The sequence below is a fragment of the Pseudomonas sp. DWP2-2 genome (assembly GCF_049897065.1).
GTDB lineage: Bacteria > Pseudomonadota > Gammaproteobacteria > Pseudomonadales > Pseudomonadaceae > Aquipseudomonas > Aquipseudomonas paracarnis.
This window is the reverse complement of the sequence record NZ_JAFCVN010000006.1, coordinates 126,411-150,166: the sequence shown is the minus strand read 5'-3', so window position 1 is coordinate 150,166 and position 23,756 is coordinate 126,411. Positions and strand designations below refer to the sequence as shown.

General features: G+C 61.2%; 22 protein-coding genes and 1 pseudogene. 10 read left to right on the top strand and 13 right to left on the bottom strand.

The window, feature by feature from the left end; all coding sequences use genetic code 11:
• Positions 1-2 precede the first annotated feature (2 nt).
• Both ACP7CZ_RS15640 and ACP7CZ_RS15635 read left to right on the top strand, forming a co-directional pair.
• Positions 3-722 carry a lipopolysaccharide kinase InaA family protein gene (locus ACP7CZ_RS15640; protein WP_019817333.1) on the top strand — a complete coding sequence of 240 codons (720 nt, stop codon included), beginning with the start codon at positions 3-5 and terminating at the stop codon, positions 720-722.
• A complete protein-coding gene (locus ACP7CZ_RS15635) occupies positions 719-946 on the top strand; it encodes a hypothetical protein (protein ID WP_003193932.1) in 228 nt (75 codons plus the stop codon). Before ACP7CZ_RS15640 ends, ACP7CZ_RS15635 begins: the two co-directional genes overlap by 4 nt.
• Positions 947-1,147: 201 nt before the next feature.
• On the opposite strand, the gene ACP7CZ_RS15630 is transcribed toward ACP7CZ_RS15635, so the two are convergent.
• From ACP7CZ_RS15630 to ACP7CZ_RS15620, 3 genes are read right to left on the bottom strand one after another with little or no spacing between them, the layout of a single operon-like run.
• The gene (locus tag ACP7CZ_RS15630) at positions 1,148-2,245 is read right to left on the bottom strand and encodes a DUF1513 domain-containing protein (RefSeq protein WP_181123970.1); all 1,098 of its coding nucleotides are present in this window, start codon (positions 2,243-2,245) and stop codon (positions 1,148-1,150) included.
• A gap of 2 nt (positions 2,246-2,247) precedes the next feature.
• Complete coding sequence (locus ACP7CZ_RS15625; RefSeq protein WP_054897663.1) at positions 2,248-3,312, bottom strand: imelysin family protein; 1,065 nt, start codon at positions 3,310-3,312, stop codon at positions 2,248-2,250.
• Between the two features lie 31 nt (positions 3,313-3,343).
• Positions 3,344-4,783 carry a di-heme oxidoredictase family protein gene (locus ACP7CZ_RS15620; RefSeq protein ID WP_181123948.1) on the bottom strand — a complete coding sequence of 480 codons (1,440 nt, stop codon included), beginning with the start codon at positions 4,781-4,783 and terminating at the stop codon, positions 3,344-3,346.
• 140 nt (positions 4,784-4,923) lie between these two features.
• On the opposite strand from ACP7CZ_RS15620, the gene ACP7CZ_RS15615 reads away from it, so the two are divergent.
• Positions 4,924-5,487: an NAD(P)H nitroreductase gene (locus ACP7CZ_RS15615; RefSeq protein ID WP_294204760.1), complete on the top strand. Its 564-nt coding sequence runs from the start codon at positions 4,924-4,926 to the stop codon at positions 5,485-5,487.
• 145 nt (positions 5,488-5,632) lie between these two features.
• Here the strand turns inward: ACP7CZ_RS15615 and ACP7CZ_RS15610 are convergent, their stop codons facing one another.
• The 8 genes and pseudogenes from ACP7CZ_RS15610 to gap form a co-directional block, all read right to left on the bottom strand.
• The gene (locus tag ACP7CZ_RS15610) at positions 5,633-6,388 is read right to left on the bottom strand and encodes a methyl-accepting chemotaxis protein (protein WP_370706227.1); all 756 of its coding nucleotides are present in this window, start codon (positions 6,386-6,388) and stop codon (positions 5,633-5,635) included.
• 102 nt (positions 6,389-6,490) lie between these two features.
• Positions 6,491-7,630 (bottom strand): annotated as a pseudogene (locus tag ACP7CZ_RS15605) (HAMP domain-containing protein); the annotation flags it as partial.
• A gap of 279 nt (positions 7,631-7,909) precedes the next feature.
• Complete coding sequence (locus tag ACP7CZ_RS15600; protein ID WP_014719757.1) at positions 7,910-8,311, bottom strand: YbaN family protein; 402 nt, start codon at positions 8,309-8,311, stop codon at positions 7,910-7,912.
• 169 nt (positions 8,312-8,480) lie between these two features.
• Positions 8,481-9,089: a biliverdin-producing heme oxygenase gene (locus ACP7CZ_RS15595; RefSeq protein ID WP_181123943.1), complete on the bottom strand. Its 609-nt coding sequence runs from the start codon at positions 9,087-9,089 to the stop codon at positions 8,481-8,483.
• A 137-nt stretch (positions 9,090-9,226) separates the two neighbouring features.
• Positions 9,227-11,791 carry a TonB-dependent receptor gene (locus ACP7CZ_RS15590; protein WP_181123941.1) on the bottom strand — a complete coding sequence of 855 codons (2,565 nt, stop codon included), beginning with the start codon at positions 11,789-11,791 and terminating at the stop codon, positions 9,227-9,229.
• A 115-nt stretch (positions 11,792-11,906) separates the two neighbouring features.
• A complete protein-coding gene (locus ACP7CZ_RS15585) occupies positions 11,907-12,875 on the bottom strand; it encodes a FecR family protein (protein WP_054897660.1) in 969 nt (322 codons plus the stop codon).
• A 74-nt stretch (positions 12,876-12,949) separates the two neighbouring features.
• Positions 12,950-13,468, bottom strand: coding sequence for an RNA polymerase sigma factor (locus tag ACP7CZ_RS15580; RefSeq protein WP_003193922.1), 519 nt, complete (start codon positions 13,466-13,468; stop codon positions 12,950-12,952).
• 221 nt (positions 13,469-13,689) lie between these two features.
• Entirely contained in the window at positions 13,690-14,691 is a 1,002-nt protein-coding gene (gene gap / locus ACP7CZ_RS15575; protein ID WP_003193921.1) for a type I glyceraldehyde-3-phosphate dehydrogenase, read from the bottom strand.
• Positions 14,692-14,912: 221 nt separating this feature from the next.
• Between gap and edd the strand changes: the two genes are divergently transcribed.
• The 4 genes from edd to ACP7CZ_RS15555 all read left to right on the top strand — a co-directional run bounded on the left by edd (position 14,913) and on the right by ACP7CZ_RS15555 (position 20,023).
• Complete coding sequence (edd, locus tag ACP7CZ_RS15570; RefSeq protein WP_014719752.1) at positions 14,913-16,739, top strand: phosphogluconate dehydratase; 1,827 nt, start codon at positions 14,913-14,915, stop codon at positions 16,737-16,739.
• A complete protein-coding gene (locus tag ACP7CZ_RS15565) occupies positions 16,736-17,692 on the top strand; it encodes a glucokinase (RefSeq protein WP_034128613.1) in 957 nt (318 codons plus the stop codon). The genes edd and ACP7CZ_RS15565 overlap by 4 nt, the downstream gene beginning before the upstream one ends.
• Before the next feature lie 137 nt (positions 17,693-17,829).
• Complete coding sequence (locus ACP7CZ_RS15560) at positions 17,830-18,564, top strand: response regulator (RefSeq protein ID WP_003193918.1); 735 nt, start codon at positions 17,830-17,832, stop codon at positions 18,562-18,564.
• A complete protein-coding gene (locus ACP7CZ_RS15555; protein ID WP_054918370.1) occupies positions 18,554-20,023 on the top strand; it encodes an ATP-binding protein in 1,470 nt (489 codons plus the stop codon). Before ACP7CZ_RS15560 ends, ACP7CZ_RS15555 begins: the two co-directional genes overlap by 11 nt.
• Positions 20,024-20,146: 123 nt before the next feature.
• Here ACP7CZ_RS15555 and ACP7CZ_RS15550 read toward each other — a convergent pair whose 3' ends face one another.
• Complete coding sequence (locus ACP7CZ_RS15550; RefSeq protein WP_034128611.1) at positions 20,147-21,076, bottom strand: AraC family transcriptional regulator; 930 nt, start codon at positions 21,074-21,076, stop codon at positions 20,147-20,149.
• Positions 21,077-21,403: 327 nt separating this feature from the next.
• Here ACP7CZ_RS15550 and ACP7CZ_RS15545 point away from each other — a divergent pair, with 327 nt between their 5' ends.
• Entirely contained in the window at positions 21,404-21,745 is a 342-nt protein-coding gene (locus ACP7CZ_RS15545) for an antibiotic biosynthesis monooxygenase family protein (RefSeq protein ID WP_003193915.1), read from the top strand.
• Positions 21,746-21,786: 41 nt separating this feature from the next.
• Positions 21,787-22,032, top strand: coding sequence for a hypothetical protein (locus ACP7CZ_RS15540; protein ID WP_019817340.1), 246 nt, complete (start codon positions 21,787-21,789; stop codon positions 22,030-22,032).
• Between the two features lie 125 nt (positions 22,033-22,157).
• Here ACP7CZ_RS15540 and ACP7CZ_RS15535 read toward each other — a convergent pair whose 3' ends face one another.
• On the bottom strand, positions 22,158-22,790 hold the full coding sequence (locus ACP7CZ_RS15535; protein WP_054897657.1) for a flavin reductase family protein: 633 nt from the start codon (positions 22,788-22,790) through the stop codon (positions 22,158-22,160).
• A 177-nt stretch (positions 22,791-22,967) separates the two neighbouring features.
• On the opposite strand from ACP7CZ_RS15535, the gene ACP7CZ_RS15530 reads away from it, so the two are divergent.
• Positions 22,968-23,723 (top strand): COG4705 family protein, encoded by a 756-nt coding sequence (locus ACP7CZ_RS15530; protein ID WP_019817341.1) that lies wholly within the window; start codon positions 22,968-22,970, stop codon positions 23,721-23,723.
• Positions 23,724-23,756 lie beyond the last annotated feature (33 nt).

Here is a 23,756-nt window from a genome sequence, read left to right as displayed (position 1 = left end):
GGATGGCAGTTGAGTGCGTAGTAGGCAGTCATGTAGCTCCCGAAGAACGATTTGATTTTTTCTGGCGTCAACAGGGTGAGTGGGTTGAAGAACCCAACCGCCGACGTGGTGGTGAAAGTGGCGTGCAACGGGTCATAAGCCCTAATGGCCGTTTGCTCTATTGCAAGCGCCAGACCGGCCACATTTACCGTAGCTGGCTGCACCCCTTTGGGCGTCCGACCGTGCTGCGTGAACGCGATGCCCTCAAAGGCCTGCGTTTGCTGGATGTGCGTGTGCCGGAACTGGTGTTTTGCGAAGCACGTCGCGACCCGGAGCACCAATGGAAAGCCCTGTTGGTCACCGCGTCCCTGGACGGTTTCGACGAGATTGAAAACTGGTACGCCGCCGGTGGCCGCGAACAGTATGGCGAGGCGGTCCACGAGCGCCTGCTGCAAGAGTTGGCCGGCACCTTGGCCCGTATGCACAAAGGCCGCTGGCAACACGGTTGCCTGTATATCAAGCACATTTTCGTGCGGGTGACCGGTGAGCCTGATGCGGCGACTGTGGAAGTGGCCCTGCTGGACTTTGAGAAATGCCGCCAGCGCCTGACCGCTTATCGGGCCGCGTCCCACGACATGCTGCAATTGCGTCGCCATTCGTCGTGGAATGATACCGACTGGAAAAAACTCAGCTACTTTTACGAGACGGCGTTTGGCAGCGCTATCAAGGGTTTAACCAGATGAAGCTAGAAATAGCACGAGGTTTGTTTCTGGTCGGGGCATTGGGTGTTGCAGCCCTGGCCCTGGCGGTATGGGAACAACCTCGTACACAAGTGTTGAGTGCGGTAGACGGTGGCGGGCAATGCCTGCTGCCACGCATTGCCAAGACGAGTGTGGCGGCCAAGCCCGACCATGAACTGTTGTTATTCATGTTCGGCATGTCTCAAGCGATGAGGCCGCAAAGTTGAAACGATTGACCCCGAAAAGGGCCTTGCCATGCGAGGCCCTTTTTTTATGGTGCGCCAGGCATGATCATTCCCACGCTCTGCGTGGGAATGCCTCTTGAGACGCTCTGCGTCTCGTCCGTTAGCGCCAGTGACGCAGAGCGTCACGGGTCGCATTCCCACGCAGAGCGTGGGAACGATCAGCCATTTTGATGTCGTCGGTCTTTAGACCAGGTGCAGGTGGTTATCCCAGAACCCCGCCGGTAACTCCAGTGGTGTTGCCAGTAACTTTTCCTGGCGGCAGTCATAGAAGCGGCAACGCCCCTGACCGGATGTCACCACAAACCCATCCGCCACCGCACCCACCCCCGCACAGTCCGGCAAGGGCCCATCCAGGCGTAGTTCGGTGGTGTCCATGTCCCAGATAAAAAAGCGATTGCCCCGCGGTGCTGTCAACGCCACCAGGCGCAGTTCGCTATGCACCGCCACGCTGGCGGTGTAATGCCCCATCGCCTGCAACTGTTCGTCAGCCACCGGGAACGCCACGAACGGCTGCCCCGGTCGCTTGATCGCCAGCAACTCGGAACGCTCCTGGGACGGGCCCATGAACTGTTGCCCGGTGAGGATGGTGCCATCGCTGGCAATACCCATGTGCCGCACGCTGTTCATCTGCTGGGCCAGGGTTTCCTTGCTGATCAGGCTGCCGTCGCGCCGCATCAGCACCAGGCTCGGCTCCATGGCATTGAGGTTCATCTCTACCCGGCTTTCGGCTTCGGTACGAATGCCACCGTTGGCCACGATCAGCGTCTCGCCGTCGGGCATCCACGAGACTTGATGCGGGCCGATGCCGTGGGTAGATATCTCGCCGCTGTGCACCAGCCGCTCACCTTCAAACTTATACACACCCAACAGGCCGCGGCCAGGGTCGGAGGTGTCGTTCTCGGTGGCGTACAGCCAGTCACCGCTCCTGTGGATCACCGCATGGCCATAGAAATGGCGGTTGGCGTTCGAGGTGATGGTTTGCAGCAGCCTGCCATCGCGTAGGTCGATCAGGTAGCTCTCGGTGCCTGGGCGACGGGCGACGAACAACGCAATCGGCAACGTCGGGTGGTTAATGATGTCATGGCAGCGCTGGCTGACCTGAGTGGCAAATACCGGCTTGCCGTCCAGGCGATAGCCGACAGCGTAGTGCTTGCCGTCGGCGTCATCGCGCGCCGACAGCAGCAGCGGGCCTTTGTCTTTGTGCTTGAACAGCGTCCAGCCACCCAAGGTGATAGCGCTGAGCAGCACGCTGCCCACCGCCAAAGCCTGTCGCCTGAGCATCATCAGTCACCGTCGTTGGCGTTAAAGCCCAGTTGTACGCCCAGCGCCTTGGCCAGTTCACCTTCATGCAGGCGGTGGACTACGTTGAGGCTGTCGTAGATGTCGTTGAGTTGCTGGCGCCCGACGTCGTCGTTCAACAGTTCGTTGAGGGTGCGCTGGTTGCTGGCGAACAGTTTCAGCGACGCTGCGTAGGCGGCGTCGATTTTCTCGGCCAGTGGCTTTTGGTCCGCCGGCAGCAGGCCACGCAGGCCTTTGTTATCGACGCCTACCCACACGGTCTGAGCCGCGGCGAGGCTGGCTTCCAGGCTCTGCAGGGACGACTGGCTGCGCCAGGCATCGGCCTGGAACGGTTGCGGGATGCCCTTGGTCTGGCGGCCCATTGGGGTGCCGAGTTTTTTCTTCAGGGTGTCCAGGGCGGTCACTTGCACGCGCAGCAGATCGGCGATGGCTTCGTGGGAATCAGCGTAGCGCTGGTTCGGAAACTTGGTCATTTGCGCGAGCATACCGTCGGTGCTGTTCCAACTGGCCAGGATCTCTTCGGCCAGGACTTTCTGGCGCTCGCCGATAGCCATCAGCAACGGGCAATAACGTGCTTTCTGGGCTTCGTCGGCGACGTCGGGCTTGGCGTCGTAGAGGATGTATTCGTAGGCCGACAGGCCCTGCACCACCACGCTGGATTTCGCCAGGGCCGCGGCGTCGATCTGCGGTTGGGCGCTGACCAATTGCTCGACCTGACGGCCGACCAGGTTCTTCTTGTCTGGCCAGAACTGCACCTGCCACGCCCGGTTGCCTTCGGCCAGCGGGCCGATCAGCAGCGGTTGCAGCTCGGCCCAGGCTTTTTGCGCGTGTAGGAAGTCGGCGCGGGCGGTGTCCAGGCTTTCCTTGCCTTGGCAGTAGGCCAGGGCGCTGACGGCCAGTTGACGGTCGGCCTCAACCCAGCGGCTATAGGTTGGCAGGATCACTTGTTTGGCGATGGCTGCCGAGGTCACTGCTTGCGGGTCTTGGGGCGAGCAAGCGCCCAAGGCCAGGGCGGCGAGGCTGGTGAACAACAACTTGGGACGAAACATGTCGAGCTCCCTTCTGTAAGTGGGGCAAAGCTTATAAAGAATTCAGGAACGCCAGCAACGCGGCACGCTGCTCGGCATTGAACGACAACACATGTTGCTGCGCCGCTTGAGCTTCACCGCCATGCCACAGCACGGCTTCAAGCAGGTTGCGGGCGCGGCCGTCATGCAGGAACTGGGTGTGACCACTCACGGTTTGCGTCAGGCCGATACCCCACAGCGGCGGGGTGCGCCAGTCGCGGCCGGTGGCTTTGAATTCGCTACGGTTGTCGGCCAGGCCTTCGCCCATATCGTGCAGCAGCAGGTCGCTGTAAGGGCGGATCAACTGGTTGGCCAGTTCAGGTTCGGCGGCATTGGCGGCGGTGGTGAAGCTGGGCTTGTGACAGCCCTGGCAACCGGCCTGGTAGAACAGGTTCTTGCCGGCCAGCACTTGCGGCGTATCAACGTCCCGACGTGCGGGCACCGCGAGGTTGCGGGTGTAGAACAGCACCAAGCGCAGGATGTTATCGCTGACTTCCGGTTCACCCTGCGGGCCATTGCCGTTGGGCGCCTGCTTGCAGGCCACTTGGGCGTCGGTGCAGTCATCAAAGGGTCTCAGGGACGTGGTGAGGCCCATATCACCAGAAAACGCGTGAACGTTTTGTTGATTGAGGTTGGGCTGCCCGGCTTTCCAGCCAAAACGCCCGAGGACAGTTTTGGCCTGAGCGTCATCCCAGACCCAATTGGCGCGGCCCAGGATGGCCTCTTTGTCGGCGGTCTTGGGGTCGGTGTTGCGCAGGATATCGGCATCGCTGATCGCTTCGAGCAGGCCCAGGCCGATCATCGGCGGGGCGATACGCGCCGAGAAGCGTGTGTCGGGGTGCATCGGGCCGTAGCCGAGTTGGGTGATCTGCAGGTCGGGCTTGCGTAATTCAACGAGCGTGCCGTCTTTGAACCTGACGTTGACCGGTGTGTAGTCGACCCGCACCTTGCCTTCCGGCGCAACGCCAGGCACCGCCATGTCCTGGAGTTGCCCGCCGTAGACCGGCTCGGGTACCACGCCGATCTGTTCGATGAGCTTGGCGTAGGCGGGCTGCTCTGTAATAGAGGGATGGATGGACAGGCGCACCAGCATCGATACGGCATTGGGCGCGTCGGGCAGTGGCGGGTGGCCACGGCCATCCTTGATATGGCAGTTCTGGCAGGCGTTGGTATTGAACAGCGGGCCCAGGCCATCGCGCGCCGTGGTGGTGGACGGCGCAATCACCCACGGGTTGCGAAAGAAACTGTTGCCGACGCTGAAGTCCAGGCGCCGCGTCGGCGCCAGGTTGGCCGAGGGCAAGGAAAAGGCGTTCTGGTCGCGCTTGTTTACCGTCGCCGCGCCACCGGCCCGCGATTCACCCGGCTCTGCTTTCGTGAAGCGAGGGGCGTCATCGCAAGCAGTCAGGCTTAAAGCCATCAACGCTGCAGGCAGGTACAAAAGCGCACGGAACATCGAGATTCCTGGACGAGGGCAGAAAATTAAGGCGCAAAGTCTAACAGGGCAGGGCAGATTGAATAAGAGCAATTATCGTTTGGTGGCATCCCGATTCTTTCCCGCTAGAATGGCTGCACATTTTTTTATGGAGGTGGCCAATGCAGGCTCTCGACGCTTTGCTCAACCGTGTTTCCGTGCCCCGTTTGCTCGACCCGGCACCGACCCAGGAGCAGCGCGACCTGCTGTTCGCCGCCGCCATGCGCGCGCCCGATCACGGTCAACTGCGCCCGTGGCGTTTCCTCACCGTGGAAGGCGCAGCCCGTGAACAGATGGGCATGCTGTTGGCCGAAGCCGCTCGTCTGCAAGACGCCGACGCACCGCAAGCCGCCATCGACAAGGCCCAGAACGGCCCGCTGCGTGCGCCGCTGGTGGTGGTGGTGATTGCACGTGTGCAAGAGCATTTCAAAGTGCCCAAGTCCGAGCAGTTGCTGGCCGCCGCCTGTGCGGCCCACGGCATTCTGCTGGCGGCGTATGCCCAGGGTATTGGTGCGGTGTGGCGTACCGGCGAATTGTCCTACTCAGCCCATGTCGCTAAAGGCCTGGGGTTGGCGGCGAATGAAGAAGTGATTGGCTTTCTCTACCTGGGCACGCCGCAGAACCCACCGCGTACGGCGCCGAAGGAAGACCTGACGCCGTTCGTCCAGGCCTGGCCCGGCCGGTAATTCACCACTGCCCTGCTCTATATGTAGGAGCGAGCTTGCTCGCGAAGAACTCAAAGGCGCCGCGTTTATTCAGGAAGCACGCGTTATCGTTGACGTTTTTCGCGAGCAAGCTCGCTCCTACAGGGGGCAATGTTTCAGAACCGAGTCAGACCCTGAACTGATCCATCAACTTCATCTGCTGGCTGGCCAGCGCATTGAGCTGGCTACTGATCGCCGCCGACTCGGTAGCCTGGCCGGTCAGGGTTTCAGTCACGGTGCGAATCGCCGAGACGTTGCGGTTGACCTCTTCGGCCACCGCGCTCTGCTGTTCGGCCGCGCTGGCGATTTGCAGGTTCATGTCGCTGATCACGGTGACCGCGTCGCTGATCTTGCCCAGGGCTTGCACGGCTTGATGGATCTGCCCGGCATTGCTCTGCGCCTGGTGCTGGCTGGAGTGCATGGTCGCCACTACGCCACGGGTGCCGCTCTGGATACGCTCGATCACCAGGCGGATTTCTTCCACCGAGTCCTGGGTGCGTTTGGCCAGGTTGCGCACCTCGTCGGCCACCACCGCAAAACCACGTCCGCTTTCCCCGGCGCGTGCCGCTTCAATCGCCGCATTCAACGCCAGCAGGTTGGTCTGTTCGGCAATGCTGCGGATCACCTCCAGCACTGAACCGATTTGCTCGCTGTTGACCGCCAGGGCTTCGACTTCGCCCACGGCTTTGCTGACTTCGTCGGCCAGGGTGGTGATATCGCGGGTGCTCTGCTCGATGATCGACATGCCTTCGCGGGCCGACTGGTCGGCACCGCGTGCCGCGCTGGCGGCATTGGAGGCGCTGTTGGCCACGTCGTGGGCGGTGGCGCTCATTTCGTTCGACGCGGTGGCGACCTGGTCGATTTCACGGAACTGCACCTGCATGCCTTCGCTGGTCTGGCGCGCAATGGCGGACGACTGATCGGCCGTCCCACGAGCTTCGGTGATGCTTTGCTTGATCTGTGCAATGGTCGGCTGCAGCTTGTCGAGGAAACGGTTGAACCAGTTCACCAGCTCGCCCAGTTCGTCTTTCTTGGCATAGGCCAGGCGCTGGGTGAGGTCGCCGTCACCGCTGGCGATGTCCTTGAGCATGGCGGCCACGCTATTGATAGGGCGGGTCACGCCGGTGGCAGTCAGCCAGATCAGCAGCAAGCCCAGCAGGCCAGCGGCGGCGGCCACCAGCAGGGCTTTGAGCGTGCCCGTTGCCTGGGCCTCGTCGAGCACGGCTTGCAGTTTTTCGTTGTCGGCCAGCATCACCGCTTTGGGCAGCTTGATCACCACGCCCCAGGATTTGGCACCGGCAATCGGCTTGAGCGGGTACACGGCACGAATGGTGTCGTCCTGTTCACGGATAACCGGCCGGTCATTGGCCAGCAGTTGCACGATCTCCTTGCCTTCGGCGCCGATGCTGTCGATCAGGTTCTTGCCAACTTTGCCCGGCTCACCACTGTAGGCGGCGATCAGGCCGGTGCTGGACAGAATCTCCAGGTGGGCGGCGCCGTTGAACAGGTCTTTCTGCGCAGCATCGGTGCTCGCTTGCAGGGCGGTGAGGGCGATGTCCACGCCGACGACACCGATGACTTTGCCGTCGACGATCAGCGGCAGGGAAATGGTGGTCATCAGTACCGGTTTGCCGGCCACCGTGTCTTCGTACGGGTCCAGCAGGCACGTACTGCGCGTGTCTCGTGGGCAGGTGTACCAGATGTTGTAGGGCGTGCCGCTGAGGTTGAGGGTGGTCTTGGTCAGGTCATCTTCGACCATGATGGTGTTCTGGCCTTCGCCGCCAGCACGACTCCAGTAGCTGGAAAACCGGCCTTTTTCATTGGAGACGCGTGCCTTGTCGTCGATGAATTCGCTGTCCTTGCCATCCAGTCCGTTGGGTTCGAACGACAACCAGATGCCCAGCACTTTGGTGTTGCGCTCGAACGCGGTTTTGACGCTGCGGTTGAGCTCTTCACGCAGGGCTCCGGCTTCAAGGGAACGCTGAGTGCCCAACTGACGCAGGTCTTTGATCTGGTCGGCCAGGGCTGTGACCACCAGCAGGTTTTCGCCGAAGGTCTGCTGCAAGTGGCCGGCCTGTTCGGCCGCTTTGGATTGCAGCAACTGCTCCACGCTGGCGGTGAGCATTCGTGAGCTTGAATCACTGACCAGCCGATCGTTCTGGTTGGTGTTGTAGATATTGATGCCGACCACCAGTGCAATCACACCCAACAGACACAGGCCGGACAGCAACACGATTTTCAAGCGGATGGAGAGGGTGTCGAACATAGGTTCACTCACGAATGGACTTGTTGGAATGCACGCAGAAGAGCCAAGTCCATTCGGCGCCGTACCTGAAACATCGGCGTCACAAATCAATTCATGAGCAATAGGCGATGAGCGGTAGGAAAATGCCTACACCGGCCGTTATACGGGGCGTGCGAGCTGCTCGGGGCGGGACCAGATCCACAGGTTGCCCAGGCTCATCCCGGCAATCGCCAGGTACACCGGCCAGCCGTGATCGAGCATCACCAGCATCAGCACGGCGCACAGCAACATGCTCACGGTGGCGCTGACCTTGGCGCGGCGGGCGATGATCTTGCCATTGCGCCAGTTGGACAGGATCGGCCCGAACAGGCGGTGGTTTTCCAGCCAGGCGCTGAGGCGCGGCGAGCTTTTGGTGGCGGCCCAGGCGGCGAGCAAGATGAATTCGGTGGTGGGCAACCCCGGTATCACAATCGCCACCAAGCCGATCCCCAGGCTGACGTAGGCCAGCAGGCCAAAGAGGACTTGGGCGATTTTGGAGGAGGATTGGGGTTTGCCGGTCATGCTGCAGTTTTCTGGTGGGAAGGTTTACACATTATCAGCCATGAAATGCACCCAAGTGTGGGAGCTGGCTTGCCTGCGATTGCGGTGTATCAGGTTAAACATCTGGCGCTGACCCACCGCCATCGCAGGCAAGCCAGCTCCCACATTGAACCGCTGTCTACCAGAACACTTACGCCAGTTCTGGTGCGCTAGCGTACGCCTGTTCCAGCAACACGGTGAAGCGCACAAACGCATCAATCGCACCTTTTTCCACGGCAGCTTCTTCTTCGGCACTGAATGCCAGGCCGTCGAGGGTGCGGGTGAAGCTTTTCCAGCCCTCGGCGCGACCACCGGCCGGCTCGCCCAGGTGGCGGGCACCGAAGGTTTCGCTCAGGCCCAGGCCCACGGCGCGCTTGATCAGGAACGCAGCGCCCAGCTTGGAGCCTTCGGAGACGAACAGCCAGCCCAAAGCTTCGGCTTTGCTGGGGTTGTTCACCGCGCCGGCAACCGGGGCCGGGGTTTCGGTGTCCAGGTCTGCCAGGTCGAGCTTGGCGGCTTCGGCGCGGCAGCGGGCGGCCAGGTCAGGGATGATCTGGTTCAGTTCGGCATCGTTGTACAAGGCCACCAGTTCCGATTGGAACAGGTACTGGGCCACTACGAAGCGGGCGAAGTTGGCTTGGGTTTCGAACGGCGCGTGAGCCTTCACCAATGCGTCGAGCTTGGTGTGCGGCTCGTTGGTGATCTGGTTCAGGCGTTGGGAGCGCAGGCTTGGACGTTCTGCGGTGGAAGAAGCGGTCATGAAAAAAGTCCTTGAGAAGAGAAGCGCCTGGGTGCCCTGAAAAGAGCTGTTATCAACTAGACGAACAAGAAGACGCGGCACAGTAAAAAATCCTCACCTCGCCGCGGATGCAATGGCGGCGAGGTGAGGCGGAAGGGTCAGATGTCCCAGATCACGTTGATCGCAAAGTTGCGACCGGGCTGGGTCAGGCGGTCGAGGTTGGCCGGGCCGGTCACACCGGCTTCGCCGACGCTGTCGTAGCTGCGCACGTCATCCCAGTTCCAGTACTTCTTGTCGGTGAGGTTGTAGAGGCCACCGTTGACGGTCACGTCTTTGCTCACTTTGTAGTATGCGGTCAGGTCGAGGATGCCGAAGCCCGGGGTCTTGAACGGGCCGTCGGTGCCGCCGTCGGGCGCGTGAAAGGTGGTGCTGTCGACGCGGTCCTGTTTTTTCACCAAGGTCCAGCTCACCAGGCCACCGTAGTTGTCCTGGTCGTAGCCCAGGCCAAACACGCCCTTGAGCGGGTTGACGCTGTTCAACGGCTCGCCATTGTCGTCGTTGCGACCGTAGGTGTAGGCAACCGAGCCTTGGGTATACAGGCCCTTCGGCGCGCCGAAGGTATCCAGGTTCAGGCGGCCCTTGGCTTCCACGCCCTTGACGGTGGCGCGCTTGATGTTGACCGCCTTGAATTGCTCCACAGTGCCGCCGACCACGGCGTTGTCTTCGTCGATAAAGTCACGGTACTTGTTGTAGTACACCGCAATATCGAAGGAGCCTTCGTCGAATTTGCCGCGAATCCCGGTTTCGATGCCTTTGCTGGTTTCTGGCTTGAGGTCGGGGTTGGGTTCGACGGTGTAGCCCAGGTTGAGGTTTTCGAAGCGACCGTACAGCGCTTTGGCAGACGGCGTACGGAAGCCCTCGGCGTATTGACCGAACCAGGTGTAGTTGTCGGTCAGGGCATAGGTGAGGCCGAACTTGGGTGTTACGCGGTTCCAGGTCTTGTCTTTGCCATCGACGGCATAGGCGCCGGTCGGGTTGACGGTGTTGAGGAATTCCTGGGTCAGCTTGGGCTTGAGCCGGGTGTAGTCATAACGCACGGCGGGCAGGAAGGTCCATTTGTCCCAGGTGATCTGGTCCTGGGCGAACAGCGAGTAGGTGTTGATGGTCGGGTCGGGGAAGTCGCTGGCCTTCTTCACGCTGTCGCTCGCTTGCGGGCTTGGCGCGCCGATGGCGGTGCAGCCGGCACCAATGGCCAGGCACGAGGCCGAGCCTTCGCGTGAACCGGTGACTTTCTGCTGCTTGAGGGTGGTGCCGTAGGTAACCTGGTGGTCGGTTTCGCCGAGGCTGAAGGCCTTGTCCAGTTGCGCGTCGAAGACCCACTGCTTCTCTTCGTAAAGGGTGTCGCGGGTACGCAGGACGCGACGGCCGGCCTGGTAGATTTCGGCGGTGGTCTGGTCGGTCTTGGCGATCTGGTAGTTGAGGCTGGTCTTGATGCGGTCGGCAATCGGCGACTCCAGGGCGAAGGTGTTTTCCAGGCCGAAGCGCTCGCGGGTAATGGTGTCGTTACCCCGACGGTCGCGGTACAGGTTCATGCCCCGGCCACCGATGAACGGGCCGCCCACTGCGTTTTTCAGATTGACGTCGCGGTCATCCTTGAACTTCTCGTAGGTCAGGCCCAGGCGGTTGTCATCGCCATAGTTCCAGCCCAGCTTGGCCAGCACGTTGGTGGTGCGCGCATCTTCCGGGTTGGCGCCGGTACGGGCCAGGCCGGTGGCGTTGTTGCCATCGTAGGATTCGGTTTCATGGCCATTGCGCTGGCTCAGGTGCAGCAAACCGTCGAAGTCTTGCACACGCCCGGCGAAGGTGCCGGAGGTCAGCCAGCTCTCGTCGGCGGAGCTGTAGCCGGTCTTCAGGCGGGCACCGACGTCCTGGCCTGGCTTGATGATGTCATCCGGGTCGAGGGTGAAATAACTCACCGCGCCGCCGATGGCGCTGCTGCCGTACAGGGCCGAGGCCGGGCCGCGCAAGATCTCCACGCGCTTGACGATTTCCGGGTCGACGTAATTGCGGCGCGTCTTGGCGTAAGGGCCGTTGAAGAAATTGTCCGGCACTTCAACGCCATCCACCTGGGTGAGGACGCGGTCGCCGTCGATGCCACGAATGTTGTAGCCCGCGTTACCCGAGCGCGTACCGGCGCCGCCGACGGAGACGCCGGGTTCGTAGCGCACCAGTTCACGGATGTTGTTGACGTGATGGCGGTCCAGTTCTGCGCGGTCGTGCACGCTGACGGTGCTCGGTACACTGTTCACATCCTGTTCATTGCGGGTGGCGCTGATGGTCACCTGTTGCAGGGCGAGGGCGCTGCCGGCGCTACGTTTTTCCAGCACGATGTTGTTGGTGCCCAGTTTGCGATAGCTCAGGTTGGTCCCCACCAACAGCCGCTCCAGGGCTTTTTCCGCTGGCAGCGGGCCGCGCACGCCAGGGGACGATACGCCCTGGCCCAGTTCGGCCGGCAGGCCCACTTGCCAGCCGGTCACTGCAGTGAAAGCGTTGAGTGCGGACACCAATGGCTGCTGTTCGATGCTGAACGTGTAATTGGCGTGGCTGCGAGCGGCAGGTTCCGCGGCGGTGGCGCTCATGACGGGCGCACCAGCCAGCAGGATCGCGGCGGTCAGCAAGGACAAAACGGGCGAAGCAGACCGGCGGTTGAAACGAGAGGACATCGAGAGCGCTCCGGGATACGAATCTTATAGTTGCGAACCGAACCAAATAGGAATCAGTTGCATTGGCTATAACGAGACGTATCGCCGGTTAACATCGAGTAAAAATAATTCTCATTTAGTTCAGGATCACCAGCGCCGGGTACTCCGACAGCTTGGCCGAGGTGATGTGGGCCAGGGAGCGCACCACGTCCAGGGGCTGGTCGAGGCGGTAGTTGCCGGTGACGGCGACGCTGGCCAACTGCTCGTTGTTGTTGACGATCCAGCCTGGGTAATAGCGGCGCAGCTCAGCCAGCACTTCGCTCATCGGGCAGTTTTCGAACACTAGCCGGCCCTGCACCCAGGCCAGGTCCTTGCTGGGATCGAGCTTGGCCGGTTGGCCGAAACCCTTGGGGCCGATGCGAATGCTTTCACCGGCGCTCAGGCGCACGCGGGCATCGTCGAAAGTGTTGCTCAGGTCGACATCGCCGCGCTGCACTTGAACCTGGGCTTCGCCATTGAGGTAGCGCACGGCAAAGGCGGTGTCACGCACGCTGGCGCGCACCGGGCCGGCGTCTATTTCCAGGGGCAGGCCACGGGTGGGCGCTATTTCAAAGAACGCTTCGCCCTGGTACAGGCGGGCAATGCGCTGGTGGTGGTTGATGGTGCTGGAAAATGCCGAGTTGGTGTTCAACAGTACCTTGGAGCCATCGTCCAGTTGCAGGCGCTGGCGCTCGCCGACCACCGTCAGATGGTCGGCCTGCAAACGCACCGGCAGGTTGCTGAAACTGAACAGGCCGACCAGTAACACGGCGGCGGTGGCCAGGGGTTTCCAGTGCGGTCTGATCCGGCGCCAGCCGCTGGGCTTGCGCGGTGCGGCGAGGGCCACGGCGGCGCTGTGTACCGGCGCGTCACCCCAGGCGGCCTGGGCCTTGCTGAAGGCGTGGACATGCGCCGGGTCCTGGGCCAGCCAAGCGTCGAACGCGGCCTGCTGCCCAGGTTGCGGGCACTGCAAGGCGATCAGCCAATCGAGGGCTTGGTCCATGGCCGCGTCTTGCAACACCTCATGAGCCAACGCATGGGGGCGCAGTTTATTCGGGTCCGTCACGGTGTTCCTCGGGTCTTCGCCACGTTCTATTCATTTTTCCTACAGCTTGGATCGACACCTCTGTCGGGTGAAGCTTAAGGCTGATCCAGCCGTTCGGCCACACCCACACAGATAGCCATGATCAATTTGAGTTCCTTTTGCACCGTGCTCAAGGACACACCCAACTGATCGGCAATTTCCTGATAGCTGCAACCGTGCAGACGGCTGAGGATGAAAATCCGCTGCTGGCGGGCGCTCAACTGGCCGAGGCTGACACTCAGGTGCTCCAGTAGCTGCTCGGCCTGGGTAGCTTCCTCCGGCGTGCTGGCCGGCGCGGCGACGCTTTGCAGGACATCCAGCGGGACATCCTCCTGCAGGGTACGCGCCTGAATCCTGCGCGAACGCAAGTGATCCAGCGCCAGGTTGCGCGCCGTCTGGTAGACAAAGGGTTCAAGGTGGTCGATTGGCCGCTCGCTGAGGGCCCGAGTCACGCGCAGGTAGGTTTCCTGCAACAGGTCCTCGGCGGTGCTGTGGTTATGCACCATGCGTTGCAGAGTTCGTAGCAGGATCACCCGTTGGGTGAGGAAGACGTGGTTGAAGCGAGATTGGCTCACAGTGATACCAGACCGATTTGCAGTTAATGATAATGCTTATCATCAACTGAAATGGCAAGTGGCACTTTGAGATGCCTTGGAGATTGTGCCGCTCGTTCCCATGCTCTGCGTGGGAACACATCCTGTGACGCTCCGCGTCACAACTTTAAGAGCAGGACGCGGAGCGTCCAGGGTGGCATTCCCACGCAGAGCGTGGGAACGATCTGGTCGATCTTGTGGAGTTACTCGGCGTTGCACAACGCCAGGCAGTTATCCAGCATACGGTTGGAGAAGCCCCACTCGTTGTCATACCACGCCAATACTTTGAGCAATTTGCCACTGACCTTGGTGTGATTGGCATCGAAGATCGACGACAGCGGGTTATGGTTGAAGTCGCTGGAAACCAGCGGCAGGGTGTTGTAGCCGAGGATCTTCGAATGCTGGCTGGCGTGTTTGAGCAGGGCGTTGACTTCATCGGCCGTGGCTTCTTTCTTCAACTGCACGGTGAGGTCTACCAGCGACACGTTGATCACGGGCACACGCACCGCCATGCCGGTCAGCTTGCCTGCCAGTTCCGGCAGCACCAGGCCCACCGCTTCAGCGGCGCCGGTCTTGCTCGGGATCATGTTCTGGGTGGCCGAGCGCGCGCGGTACGGGTCGGTGTGGTACACGTCGGTAAGGTTCTGGTCGTTGGTGTAGGCGTGAATGGTGGTCATCAGCCCGCTTTCGATGCCCAGCTCGCGGTGCAGCACCTGGGCCACCGGCGCCAGGCAGTTAGTGGTGCACGATGCATTGGAAATGATCTGGTGGGATTGACGCAAGATGTCATGGTTTACGCCATAAACCACAGTGGCATCCGCGCCTTTGGCCGGGGCCGAAATGATCACCTTGCGCGCGCCGGCGCTAATATGGGCGGCAGCCTTGTCACGGTCGGTGAACAGACCGGTGCATTCGAACACCACGTCAATCTTGTGCGCAGCCCACGGCAGGTCGGCGGGGTTGCGAATGGCACTCACGGCAATCCGGTCACCATTGACGGTCAGGCTTTCCTGATCGTGGGCAACCTCTGCGTCGAAAGTGCCGTGTACGGTGTCGTACTTGAGCAGGTGAGCATTGATCGAGCTGTCGCCCAAATCGTTGATGGCGACGATCTGCAGATCCTGGCGATAGCCTTGGGTATACAGTGCGCGCAGGACATTACGGCCGATACGGCCAAAACCATTGATTGCGATACGAAGAGTCATTGGAAGGTGCCTGTCGTCGATTTGTTGTAAGAATTACAAGATTATTCGCATAAAAATAGAAAACAAGCCTTTTTAGTGGCAATATTTTGTTCAATCTACAACGAGTGACCTGAATCAACTGGTCCGATGATCCAAACGACCCCCTGCCATCCCATGAGCCGTGGGCGTTTGATCAGCATAGACACTCAGGTCGCCACATCCGTTAGCCTGGAGTTCTATACATGCATCCCCGCGTTCTTGAGGTCACCGAACGGCTTATCGCCCGCAGCCGCGCCACCCGCGAGGCTTACCTTGCGCTCATTCGCGGCGCAGCCAGCGACGGTCCGATGCGCGGCAAGCTGCAATGCGCCAACTTCGCCCACGGCGTGGCCGGTTGCGGCACCGAAGACAAAAACAGCCTGCGCATGATGAATGCCGCCAACGTGGCAATTGTTTCTTCTTATAACGACATGCTCTCGGCGCATCAGCCCTACGAGCATTTCCCCGAACAAATCAAAAAGGCTCTGCGCGAAGTCGGCTCGGTCGGTCAGTTCGCCGGCGGGACCCCCGCCATGTGCGACGGCGTGACCCAGGGCGAGCCAGGCATGGAGCTGAGCCTGCTCAGCCGTGAAGTCATTGCCATGTCCACGGCGGTAGCGCTGTCCCACAACATGTTCGACGCCGCGCTGATGCTGGGCATCTGCGACAAGATCGTCCCTGGCCTGATGATGGGCGCACTGCGCTACGGCCACCTGCCGATGATCTTCGTGCCGGGCGGGCCGATGCCGTCGGGTATCTCCAACAAGCAGAAGGCCGATGTGCGCCAGCGCTATGCCGAAGGCAAGGCCAGCCGCGAAGAACTGCTGGAATCGGAGATGAAGTCCTACCACAGCCCTGGTACCTGCACCTTCTACGGCACCGCCAACACCAACCAGTTGCTGATGGAAGTCATGGGCCTGCACTTGCCCGGCGCTTCGTTCGTCAACCCGTACACGCCGCTGCGGGATGCGTTGACCCGTGAAGCTGCGCACCAGGTCACGCGTTTGACCAAGGCCAATGGCAACTTCACGCCGATTGGCGAGATTGTCGACGAGAAGTCCATCGTCAACTCCATCGTTGCGCTCAACGCCACTGGCGGCTCCACCAACCACACCCTGCACATGCCGGCCATTGCCATGTCGGCAGGCATCATCCTGACCTGGCAGGACATGGCCGACCTCTCCGAGGTGGTGCCGACCCTGTCCCACGTGTATCCAAATGGCAAGGCTGACATCAACCACTTCCAGGCGGCGGGCGGTATGTCGTTCCTGATCCGCGAACTGCTGGAAGCCGGCCTGCTCCACGAAGACGTCAATACCGTGGCCGGCAAGGGCCTGAGCCGCTATATCCAGGAACCTTTCCTGGTGGATGGCGAACTGGTCTGGCGCGACGGCCCGATCGAAAGCCTCGACGAAACCATCCTGCGCCCGGTGGCCCGTGCGTTCTCGCCGGAAGGCGGCTTGCGCGTGATGGAAGGCAACCTTGGCCGTGGCGTGATGAAGGTTTCGGCGGTAGCGCCGGAGCATCAGGTTGTCGAAGCGCCCGCGGTGGTGTTCCAGGACCAGCAGGACCTGGCCGATGCCTTCAAGGCCGGCCTGTTGGAAAAAGACTTTGTCGCGGTGATGCGCTTCCAGGGGCCGCGCTCCAACGGCATGCCGGAACTGCACAAGATGACCCCGTTCCTGGGCGTGTTGCAGGACCGTGGTTTCAAAGTGGCGCTGGTGACAGATGGGCGAATGTCCGGCGCGTCGGGTAAGATCCCAGCCGCGATCCACGTCAACCCCGAAGCCCAGAGCGGCGGGCCGCTGGCGCGGGTCCAGGATGGCGATATCATCCGTGTGGATGGCGTTACCGGCACCCTGGAGCTTAAGGTGGACGCCGAAGTATTTGCAGCGCGCACGCCTGCCACGGGCCTGTTGGGCAATAACGTGGGGGCCGGTCGCGAGTTGTTTGCATTCATGCGCTTGGCCGCAAGCTCCGCAGAGCAGGGCGCCAGCGCCTTTACCTCTGCCTTGGAGACGCTTAAGTGAAGCTTGCGCTGGTCGGTGACATCGGGGGGACTAACGCCCGTTTTGCGTTATGGCGGGATCAGGAACTGCATTCGATCCGCGTGCATGCCACGGCGGATCACGGCAGCCCTGAAGAGGCGATCAAGGTCTATCTCAAAGAAGAAGGCCTGCAAATCGGGGACATCGGTGCGGTGTGCCTGTCGGTGGCCGGGCCGGTGAGCGGCGATGAATTCAAGTTCACCAACAACCACTGGCGCCTGAGCAAAACCGCGTTTTGCCAGGCCCTGCAGGTGGATGAACTGTTGCTGGTCAACGACTTCTCGGCCATGGCCCTGGGCATGACCCGGCTCAAGCCCGACGAGTTCCGCGTGGTCTGCGAAGGCACGCCGGAGCCCTTGCGTCCGGCCGTGGTGATCGGCCCGGGTACGGGTCTCGGCGTCGGCACCTTGCTGGACCTCGGCGCAGGCCGTTGGGCAGCATTGCCGGGGGAGGGTGGGCATGTCGACCTGCCCCTGAGCAGCCCACGGGAAACCCAGCTGTGGCAACACATCTACAGCGAGATCGGGCATGTCAGCGCCGAAACCGCGTTGAGCGGTGGCGGCCTGCCACGGCTGTACCGGGCGATTTGTGCGGTGGATGGGCACGAGCCGGTGCTCGACACCCCCGAAGCCATCACGGCGGCGGGCCTGGCCGGCGATCCGGTGGCCATGGAAGTATTGGACCAGTTCAGCATCTGGCTGGGCCGAGTGGCGGGCAATAACGTCTTGACCACCGGTGGGCGCGGTGGCGTGTACATCGTGGGTGGGGTGATACCGAGGTTTGCCGACTTCTTTATCAACAGTGGCTTTGCCCAGAGTTTTCGCGACAAAGGCTGCATGAGCGACTACTTCAAAGGTATTCCGGTGTGGCTGGTGACGGCGCCGTATTCCGGGTTGACTGGGGCTGGTGTGGCGCTTGAGCAAGCTTTTGCATAGGTCATAATGGCGCCATCGCAGGCAAGCCAGCTCCCACAGTCTGGAATGCATTCCAAGTGTGGGAGCTGGCTTGCCTGCGATGACGGCCTAAAGGGCACCCGATGATTTAAGCCAGGCCATAACAACAAGGAGGCCCCGTGAGCGTAATCAGTAAATCCATTCTCCTCGTCGACGACGACCAGGAAATCCGCGAATTGCTGCAAACCTACCTCAGTCGTGCCGGCTTCCAGGTCCGTGGCGTGTCCGACGGCGCGGGGTTCCGTCAGGCGATGAACGAGGCGCCGTGCGACCTGGTCATCCTCGATGTCATGTTGCCAGACGAAGACGGCTTCAGCCTGTGCCGCTGGATCCGCCAGCACCCGCGCCAGGCGCAGGTGCCGATCATCATGCTCACCGCCAGTTCCGACGAAGCCGACCGCGTGATCGGCCTGGAGCTGGGCGCCGATGACTATATCGGCAAGCCATTCAGCCCCCGCGAGTTGCAGGCGCGCATCAAGGCACTGCTGCGCCGCTGCCAATTCGGCCAGGAGCGCAGCAGCGGCGGTGATGTGTGGGTGTTCGATGAATGGCGCCTGGATATGATCAGCCACCGCTTGTTTCATGTGGATGGTGAAGAGGTGATCCTCTCCGGTGCCGACTTCGCCTTGCTCAAGTTGTTTCTCGACCACCCGCAACAGATCCTCGACCGCGACACCATCGGCAACGCCACCCGTGGCCGCGACCTGATGCCCCTGGACCGTATCGTCGACATGGCCGTCAGCCGCTTGCGCCAGCGCCTGCGCGACACCGAGAAACCTCCGCGGCTGATCCGCACCGTGCGTGGCAGCGGCTATCAACTGGCAGCCAGCGTGGTTGCCGGCAATGCCCATTGAACCGCTGAACGAACGCCGTCGCCGCTTCCCGGTACCCCGCTCGCTGCTGGGGCGCATGTTACTGCTGACCTTGCTGGCGGTGCTGTTTGCCCAAGCGCTGTCCAGCGTGATCTGGGTGTCGCAACTGCGCGCCACCCAGCTTGAGGGCCTGGTGACCAGCGCCCGTAGTCTGGCGCACTCAATGACCGCCAGCGTGAGTTACTTCCGGTCGCTGCCGGTGGCCTATCGCCCGTTAGTGCTGGACCAATTGCGCAGCATGGGCGGCACGCGTTTTGTGGTGACCCTCAATGATCGCCCGCTGGACATGCAAATACTGCCCGAAACCCCGCGCAAGCAAGCGGTGCTGGTGGCGGTGGATGAAGTGCTGCGCCAGACCCTGGGTGCCGACGTGCATATCTCGGTGGAGTTTGTCAGCGCCGAAGACCTGCGCATCTTCAATGCCGGCCTGAAGCTCGACGAACTGCCGCGCTCCTGGGCCCATTACGCGCTGACCCTGGAACCGGTGAACCCGCCGGTGCTGGTCACCCAGATCCAACTGGCACCCGGTGAATGGCTGTACATCGCCTCGCTATTGCCCGAGCCCTACACCAGCCTGGAAGAGCAAGGCCTGCCGTCCCAGCAGGTGTGGTTCATCGTGCTCACCAGCGGTTTTCTGCTGCTGTTCATCGGCCTGCTGGTGCACTGGCAAAGCCGACCGCTCAAGCGCCTGGCGCGAGCGGCGCGGGACATGTCCCTGGGCGCCGATGTGGAGCCGGTGGCTGAAGGCGGCGGCAGTGAAGTGGTGGAAGTGGGCCGTGCATTCAATGCCATGCGTGAACGCATCAGCCGTTACCTGACCGAGCGCAGCCAGTTGTTCAGCGCGATTTCCCATGACCTGCGCACGCCCATCACCCGCCTGCGCCTGCGTGTGGAATTGCTGGAAGACGAGAACCTGCAAAACAAATTCGGCCGTGACCTGGATGAGCTGGAATTGCTGGTCAAGGGCGCGCTGCAATGCGTGAAAGACACCGACATCCACGAAAACATCCAGCCGGTGGATCTCAACCACGTCCTCGAATGCCTGGTGGAGCCGTACCTGGCACCCCATGGCAATGGCCGAGTGACCCTTGATGGCGCGGCCCTGTCAGCCTACCCAGGCAAGCCGCTGGCGCTGAAGCGCTGCATCGGCAACCTGATCGACAACGCGCTCAAGTACGGGCAGAACGCGCATTTGCATATCGAGGACGATGGCGTGCAGTTCATCCTGCATGTGGATGACGAGGGCCCCGGTGTGCCGCAGCAGCGACTGGAGCAGGTGTTTGAGCCGCACTTCCGCCTGGCCGGCCAGCAGCAGGGTTACGGATTGGGGTTGGGGATTGCGCGCAATATTGCCCACAGCCATGGGGGCGAAGTGAGTTTGCAGAACCTGCGTGAAGGCGGCCTGCGCGTTACCCTGCAACTACCAAGAACCTTGGACTAACAAACACCTGAGATCAAATGTGGGAGCTGGCTTGCCTGCGATAGCGGTGGTTCAGTTGACTCATTAGTGACTGACACACCGCCATCGCAGGCAAGCCAGCTCCCACATGTTGCTCTGCGTACATCAGATGCTTTGGCGCAACCGGGCCAGGTCGCGCAGCGGCGGCGCACCAAACAACCGGCTGTACTCCCGGCTGAACTGGGACGGGCTTTCATACCCCACCCGATAGCCCGCCGCCGAGGCCTCCAGCCCTTCGGCAATCATCAGCCGCCGGGCTTCCTGCAAGCGCAGTTGCTTCTGGTATTGTAGCGGGCTCATGGCCGTGATCGCTTTGAAGCGATGGTGCAGGGTCGAGACGCTCAGGTTCACTTCTTTGGCCAGGTCGTCAATACGCAGCGGCTGTTCGTAGTTACCGTTCAACCAGGTGATCGCCTGGCTCACCCGATGGCTCTGGCTGTTAGCCACAGCGATTTCATACAGGCGATAACCCTGCGGGCCACGCAGCAAGCGGTAGAGAATTTCACGGTTGATCAAGGGCGCGAGCATCGCGATGTCTTTAGGGGTGTCCAGCAAGCGGGTCAGGCGCAGCACCGCGTCGAGCAGTGCGTGATCGATGCGGTCGACGTACATGCCTCGCGAGGTCGGGCGCGAGGGCACGCCCATCGGCCCGGCCTCTGCGATCAGCGCTGTGAGCTGCGCCGGGTCGATATTGATACGCACCGAGAGGTTCGGGTCCTCGGCGGTGGCGTCGATAATGCGGCCGGCTACCGGCATCGCCACCGAGAACACCAAGTAGTTGAGCGGGTCGTAGGCAAAGATCTCGTCGGCCAGGCGCACTTCCTTACTGCCACTGGCGAGGATGCACAGCGCGGGTTCCACCAGCACCGGCATGAAATCCCGCGGCGCGTTGTGGCGGTTCAGGTACAGCGAGGTGATCGCCGTGCCGTAGGAGCCGTCTTCCCAGGTGTGGCGGTGCACGATACTGGCCAGCTCGGCGCGTTGTTTCTCCATCTCGGCATCGAGGGGAATGGACTTGGATTCGGGCGACGGCATGGGGCGTCCTCTACACGCTGCTTTGATGGGCTCAGCTTAGCGGCGGCTTTTCAAAAAGTGTTACGTCGATTCTGCAGCATCCTTGCCTGATCCTGCGAGATAGCGTGAATCAGGCAAGTGCGCAGCCTGTCATCACCCTGAAACATGAGGCCTGGGCCTGGAATAAATCCTGGGGCCGAACGTCCTCCCTACGCTTCTCGCAGGATTGTGCAATAAGCCTGCAGGAATTGACTAACCGCGCCCACCCCCGCGCCGTTATCTTTGATCCTGTGGCAACACGCCCTCATTGTGCTTGCCGAGCATCACTTCTCAACGGGAGAGTCGAACATGTCCACCCCCATTCCCGCGAGCCATATGGCCTTTATCCGCGCCCGTAGCGGGTGCAGCACCGAACTCGGTGCACGCTTGAGCAGTTTGATCGAACCAGGTCGCCAGGCCCAGGGTTGCCTGCAATTCTCGTTGCAGCACTCCCAGGTCGATCCCGATGTCTGGCTGGTGTCCGGGTTCTGGAGCAGCGAGCAGGCCATGAGCGCCTACTTCAACTCTCCGGCCCTGATGATCTTCACCGAGCTTCTGAACGACATGGTCGTGCGCAGCATGGACTTCCAGACCTTCACCGACGCATCGGCGGCACAGGCCTACGGCGAGTACCTGCAACTGGCCGGTTAACGGTTAGAATGGCCGACTTTCCATTGGCCAGGACCTGCAACATGGCACGTAAACAATTTGCCCACCACGAAGCCGTTTCCGCCGTAGTACCGGGCGAAGGTGGCTACAGCGCCGCCGTCGCCGTCAAGGCACTGGATGGCATGGGCGCACCCAGGTTTCACAAGATCCTTGATGGGCAGACGTTCAAGACTGCGTCCGATGCCGATGATGCGGCGACGTTGCAACTCGAGCATCTGGTCGATGTGGATGCAGAAGGCCAACTGACCTGGGCGACTGCTGAACGCTGAGGCAGCACACCTAACCAATGTGGGAGCTGGCTTGCCTGCGATAGCGGTGTATCAGTCACTCTTGGGTTAACTGACCCACCGCTATCGCAGGCAAGCCAGCTCCCACAGTTTTGATTGCATTTCAGTCAGGGTTTGGTGGCGCCTGGTCTGTGCATTTTGAACAGGGCCTCAGGCCCCAGCTGGAAATAATCCGCCGGGCCACCCCCGCGCAAAATCGGCTCGGCGGCAGCAGTGTCGTAGATCCCATCCTTGAGCAACCATTTGGCGATGTGCACCGCCACCACCTCGCCCAGCACCAGCCAGCTCGGCACCAACTGCTGGTCGGCACGTTGCAGCTGGATGATCTGCGTCACCTTGCACTCGAACGACACCGGGCTCTCGCCCACCCGTGGTACGCCAACGATTTTCGAAGCCACCGGCGTCAGCCCGGAGAGTTCGAATTCATTTACCTCGGGCGATACGGCCGCGCAGCTCTGGTTCATCTGCTCGGCCAGCGGGCGGGTGGCCAGGTTCCAGACGAATTCTCCAGTCTGTTCGATATTGTTCAGGCTGTCTTTACGCCCGACACTGGAAAACCCAATGATCGGCGGAATGTAGTTGAACGCATTGAAGAAGCTGTAGGGCGCCAGGTTCAGGCGGCCTTCGCGATCGTGCGAGGAGATCCAGCCAATCGGGCGTGGGCCGACGATCGCATTGAACGGGTCATGGGGCAGGCCGTGGCCGTTGGCGGGTTCGTAATAGTGGATGTCGTCAGGCATGGCCGGGGTTCCTGCTACGCGGTTTGGGAGGCGGTCATAGTGCAATTCATGGCGGTGAATTTCCATCGTGCCCATGGATTTTTCATACATCTGCCACCTATTTTTCACAGTTTCCCCTTCAGTCTGCGCCCAAGGTCAATACCCCCTATAAGACTGAGCCTTGGAGCTATCTACTGCATGAACAAACTTCCTCAGATCACCCTGGCGTTCTGGGTCATGAAAATCTGCGCAACTACCTTGGGCGAAACCGCCGGGGACTTGCTGTCGATGACCTTGAACGTTGGCTACGCCATCAGCTCCATGATCCTCATCAGCGTGTTCCTGGTGACCCTGGTGACGCAACTCTGGTCGAAAACCTACAACCCGGTGCTGTACTGGATCGTGATTTTGTCTACCAGCACGGCGGGTACCACAATGTCCGACTTCATGGACCGCACGCTGGGGCTGGGCTACGCCACCGGGTCGATGATCCTGATCGTGATCCTGATGATCATCTTTGCATTGTGGCACCTCAGTGGTGACTCGCTGAACGTGAACAAGGTGCAGACCTTCCGAGGGGAGCTGTTTTACTGGATGGCGATCCTGTTCTCCAACACCTTGGGCACCGCATTGGGCGATTTCCTCGCGGACGATTCGGGGCTGGGCTTCGCCGGTGGCGCATTGTTGATCGGCTCAACCATCGCCGCGGTGGTGGTACTCAAGTACTTCACCCGCATCTCGTCGGTATTGTTGTTCTGGGTGGCGTTTGTACTGACACGGCCGTTTGGCGCGACCTTGGGGGATTTCCTGACCAAACCCCATGAAAAAGGCGGCTTGGATTTCGGCACCATCGGTTCATCCGCGGTATTGGCTGCGGTGCTGGTGGTGATGATTGCTGGCGCGTCGTATGCGCAGCGGCGCTATGGGCGCAATGAGGCCGCAGAGTTGTCCTAAAGCTAAATAAATGAGGGAGCGGGCTTGCTGTGG

Excerpts from the sequence above, each read along its gene's own strand:
- ACP7CZ_RS15640 (WP_019817333.1), top strand. The coding sequence starts at position 3 with ATGGCAGTTGAGTGCGTAGTAGGCAGTCATGTAGCTCCCGAAGAACGA.
- ACP7CZ_RS15635 (WP_003193932.1), top strand. The coding sequence starts at position 719 with ATGAAGCTAGAAATAGCACGAGGTTTGTTTCTGGTCGGGGCATTGGGT.
- ACP7CZ_RS15630 (WP_181123970.1), bottom strand. The coding sequence starts at position 2,245 with ATGCTCAGGCGACAGGCTTTGGCGGTGGGCAGCGTGCTGCTCAGCGCT.
- ACP7CZ_RS15625 (WP_054897663.1), bottom strand. The coding sequence starts at position 3,312 with ATGTTTCGTCCCAAGTTGTTGTTCACCAGCCTCGCCGCCCTGGCCTTG.
- ACP7CZ_RS15620 (WP_181123948.1), bottom strand. The coding sequence starts at position 4,783 with ATGTTCCGTGCGCTTTTGTACCTGCCTGCAGCGTTGATGGCTTTAAGC.
- ACP7CZ_RS15615 (WP_294204760.1), top strand. The coding sequence starts at position 4,924 with ATGCAGGCTCTCGACGCTTTGCTCAACCGTGTTTCCGTGCCCCGTTTG.
- ACP7CZ_RS15610 (WP_370706227.1), bottom strand. The coding sequence starts at position 6,388 with ATGCAGGTGCAGTTCCGTGAAATCGACCAGGTCGCCACCGCGTCGAAC.
- ACP7CZ_RS15600 (WP_014719757.1), bottom strand. The coding sequence starts at position 8,311 with ATGACCGGCAAACCCCAATCCTCCTCCAAAATCGCCCAAGTCCTCTTT.
- ACP7CZ_RS15595 (WP_181123943.1), bottom strand. The coding sequence starts at position 9,089 with ATGACCGCTTCTTCCACCGCAGAACGTCCAAGCCTGCGCTCCCAACGC.
- ACP7CZ_RS15590 (WP_181123941.1), bottom strand. The coding sequence starts at position 11,791 with ATGTCCTCTCGTTTCAACCGCCGGTCTGCTTCGCCCGTTTTGTCCTTG.
- gap (WP_003193921.1), bottom strand. The coding sequence starts at position 14,691 with ATGACTCTTCGTATCGCAATCAATGGTTTTGGCCGTATCGGCCGTAAT.
- edd (WP_014719752.1), top strand. The coding sequence starts at position 14,913 with ATGCATCCCCGCGTTCTTGAGGTCACCGAACGGCTTATCGCCCGCAGC.
- ACP7CZ_RS15555 (WP_054918370.1), top strand. The coding sequence starts at position 18,554 with ATGCCCATTGAACCGCTGAACGAACGCCGTCGCCGCTTCCCGGTACCC.
- ACP7CZ_RS15550 (WP_034128611.1), bottom strand. The coding sequence starts at position 21,076 with ATGCCGTCGCCCGAATCCAAGTCCATTCCCCTCGATGCCGAGATGGAG.
- ACP7CZ_RS15545 (WP_003193915.1), top strand. The coding sequence starts at position 21,404 with ATGTCCACCCCCATTCCCGCGAGCCATATGGCCTTTATCCGCGCCCGT.
- ACP7CZ_RS15540 (WP_019817340.1), top strand. The coding sequence starts at position 21,787 with ATGGCACGTAAACAATTTGCCCACCACGAAGCCGTTTCCGCCGTAGTA.
- ACP7CZ_RS15535 (WP_054897657.1), bottom strand. The coding sequence starts at position 22,790 with ATGCCTGACGACATCCACTATTACGAACCCGCCAACGGCCACGGCCTG.
- ACP7CZ_RS15530 (WP_019817341.1), top strand. The coding sequence starts at position 22,968 with ATGAACAAACTTCCTCAGATCACCCTGGCGTTCTGGGTCATGAAAATC.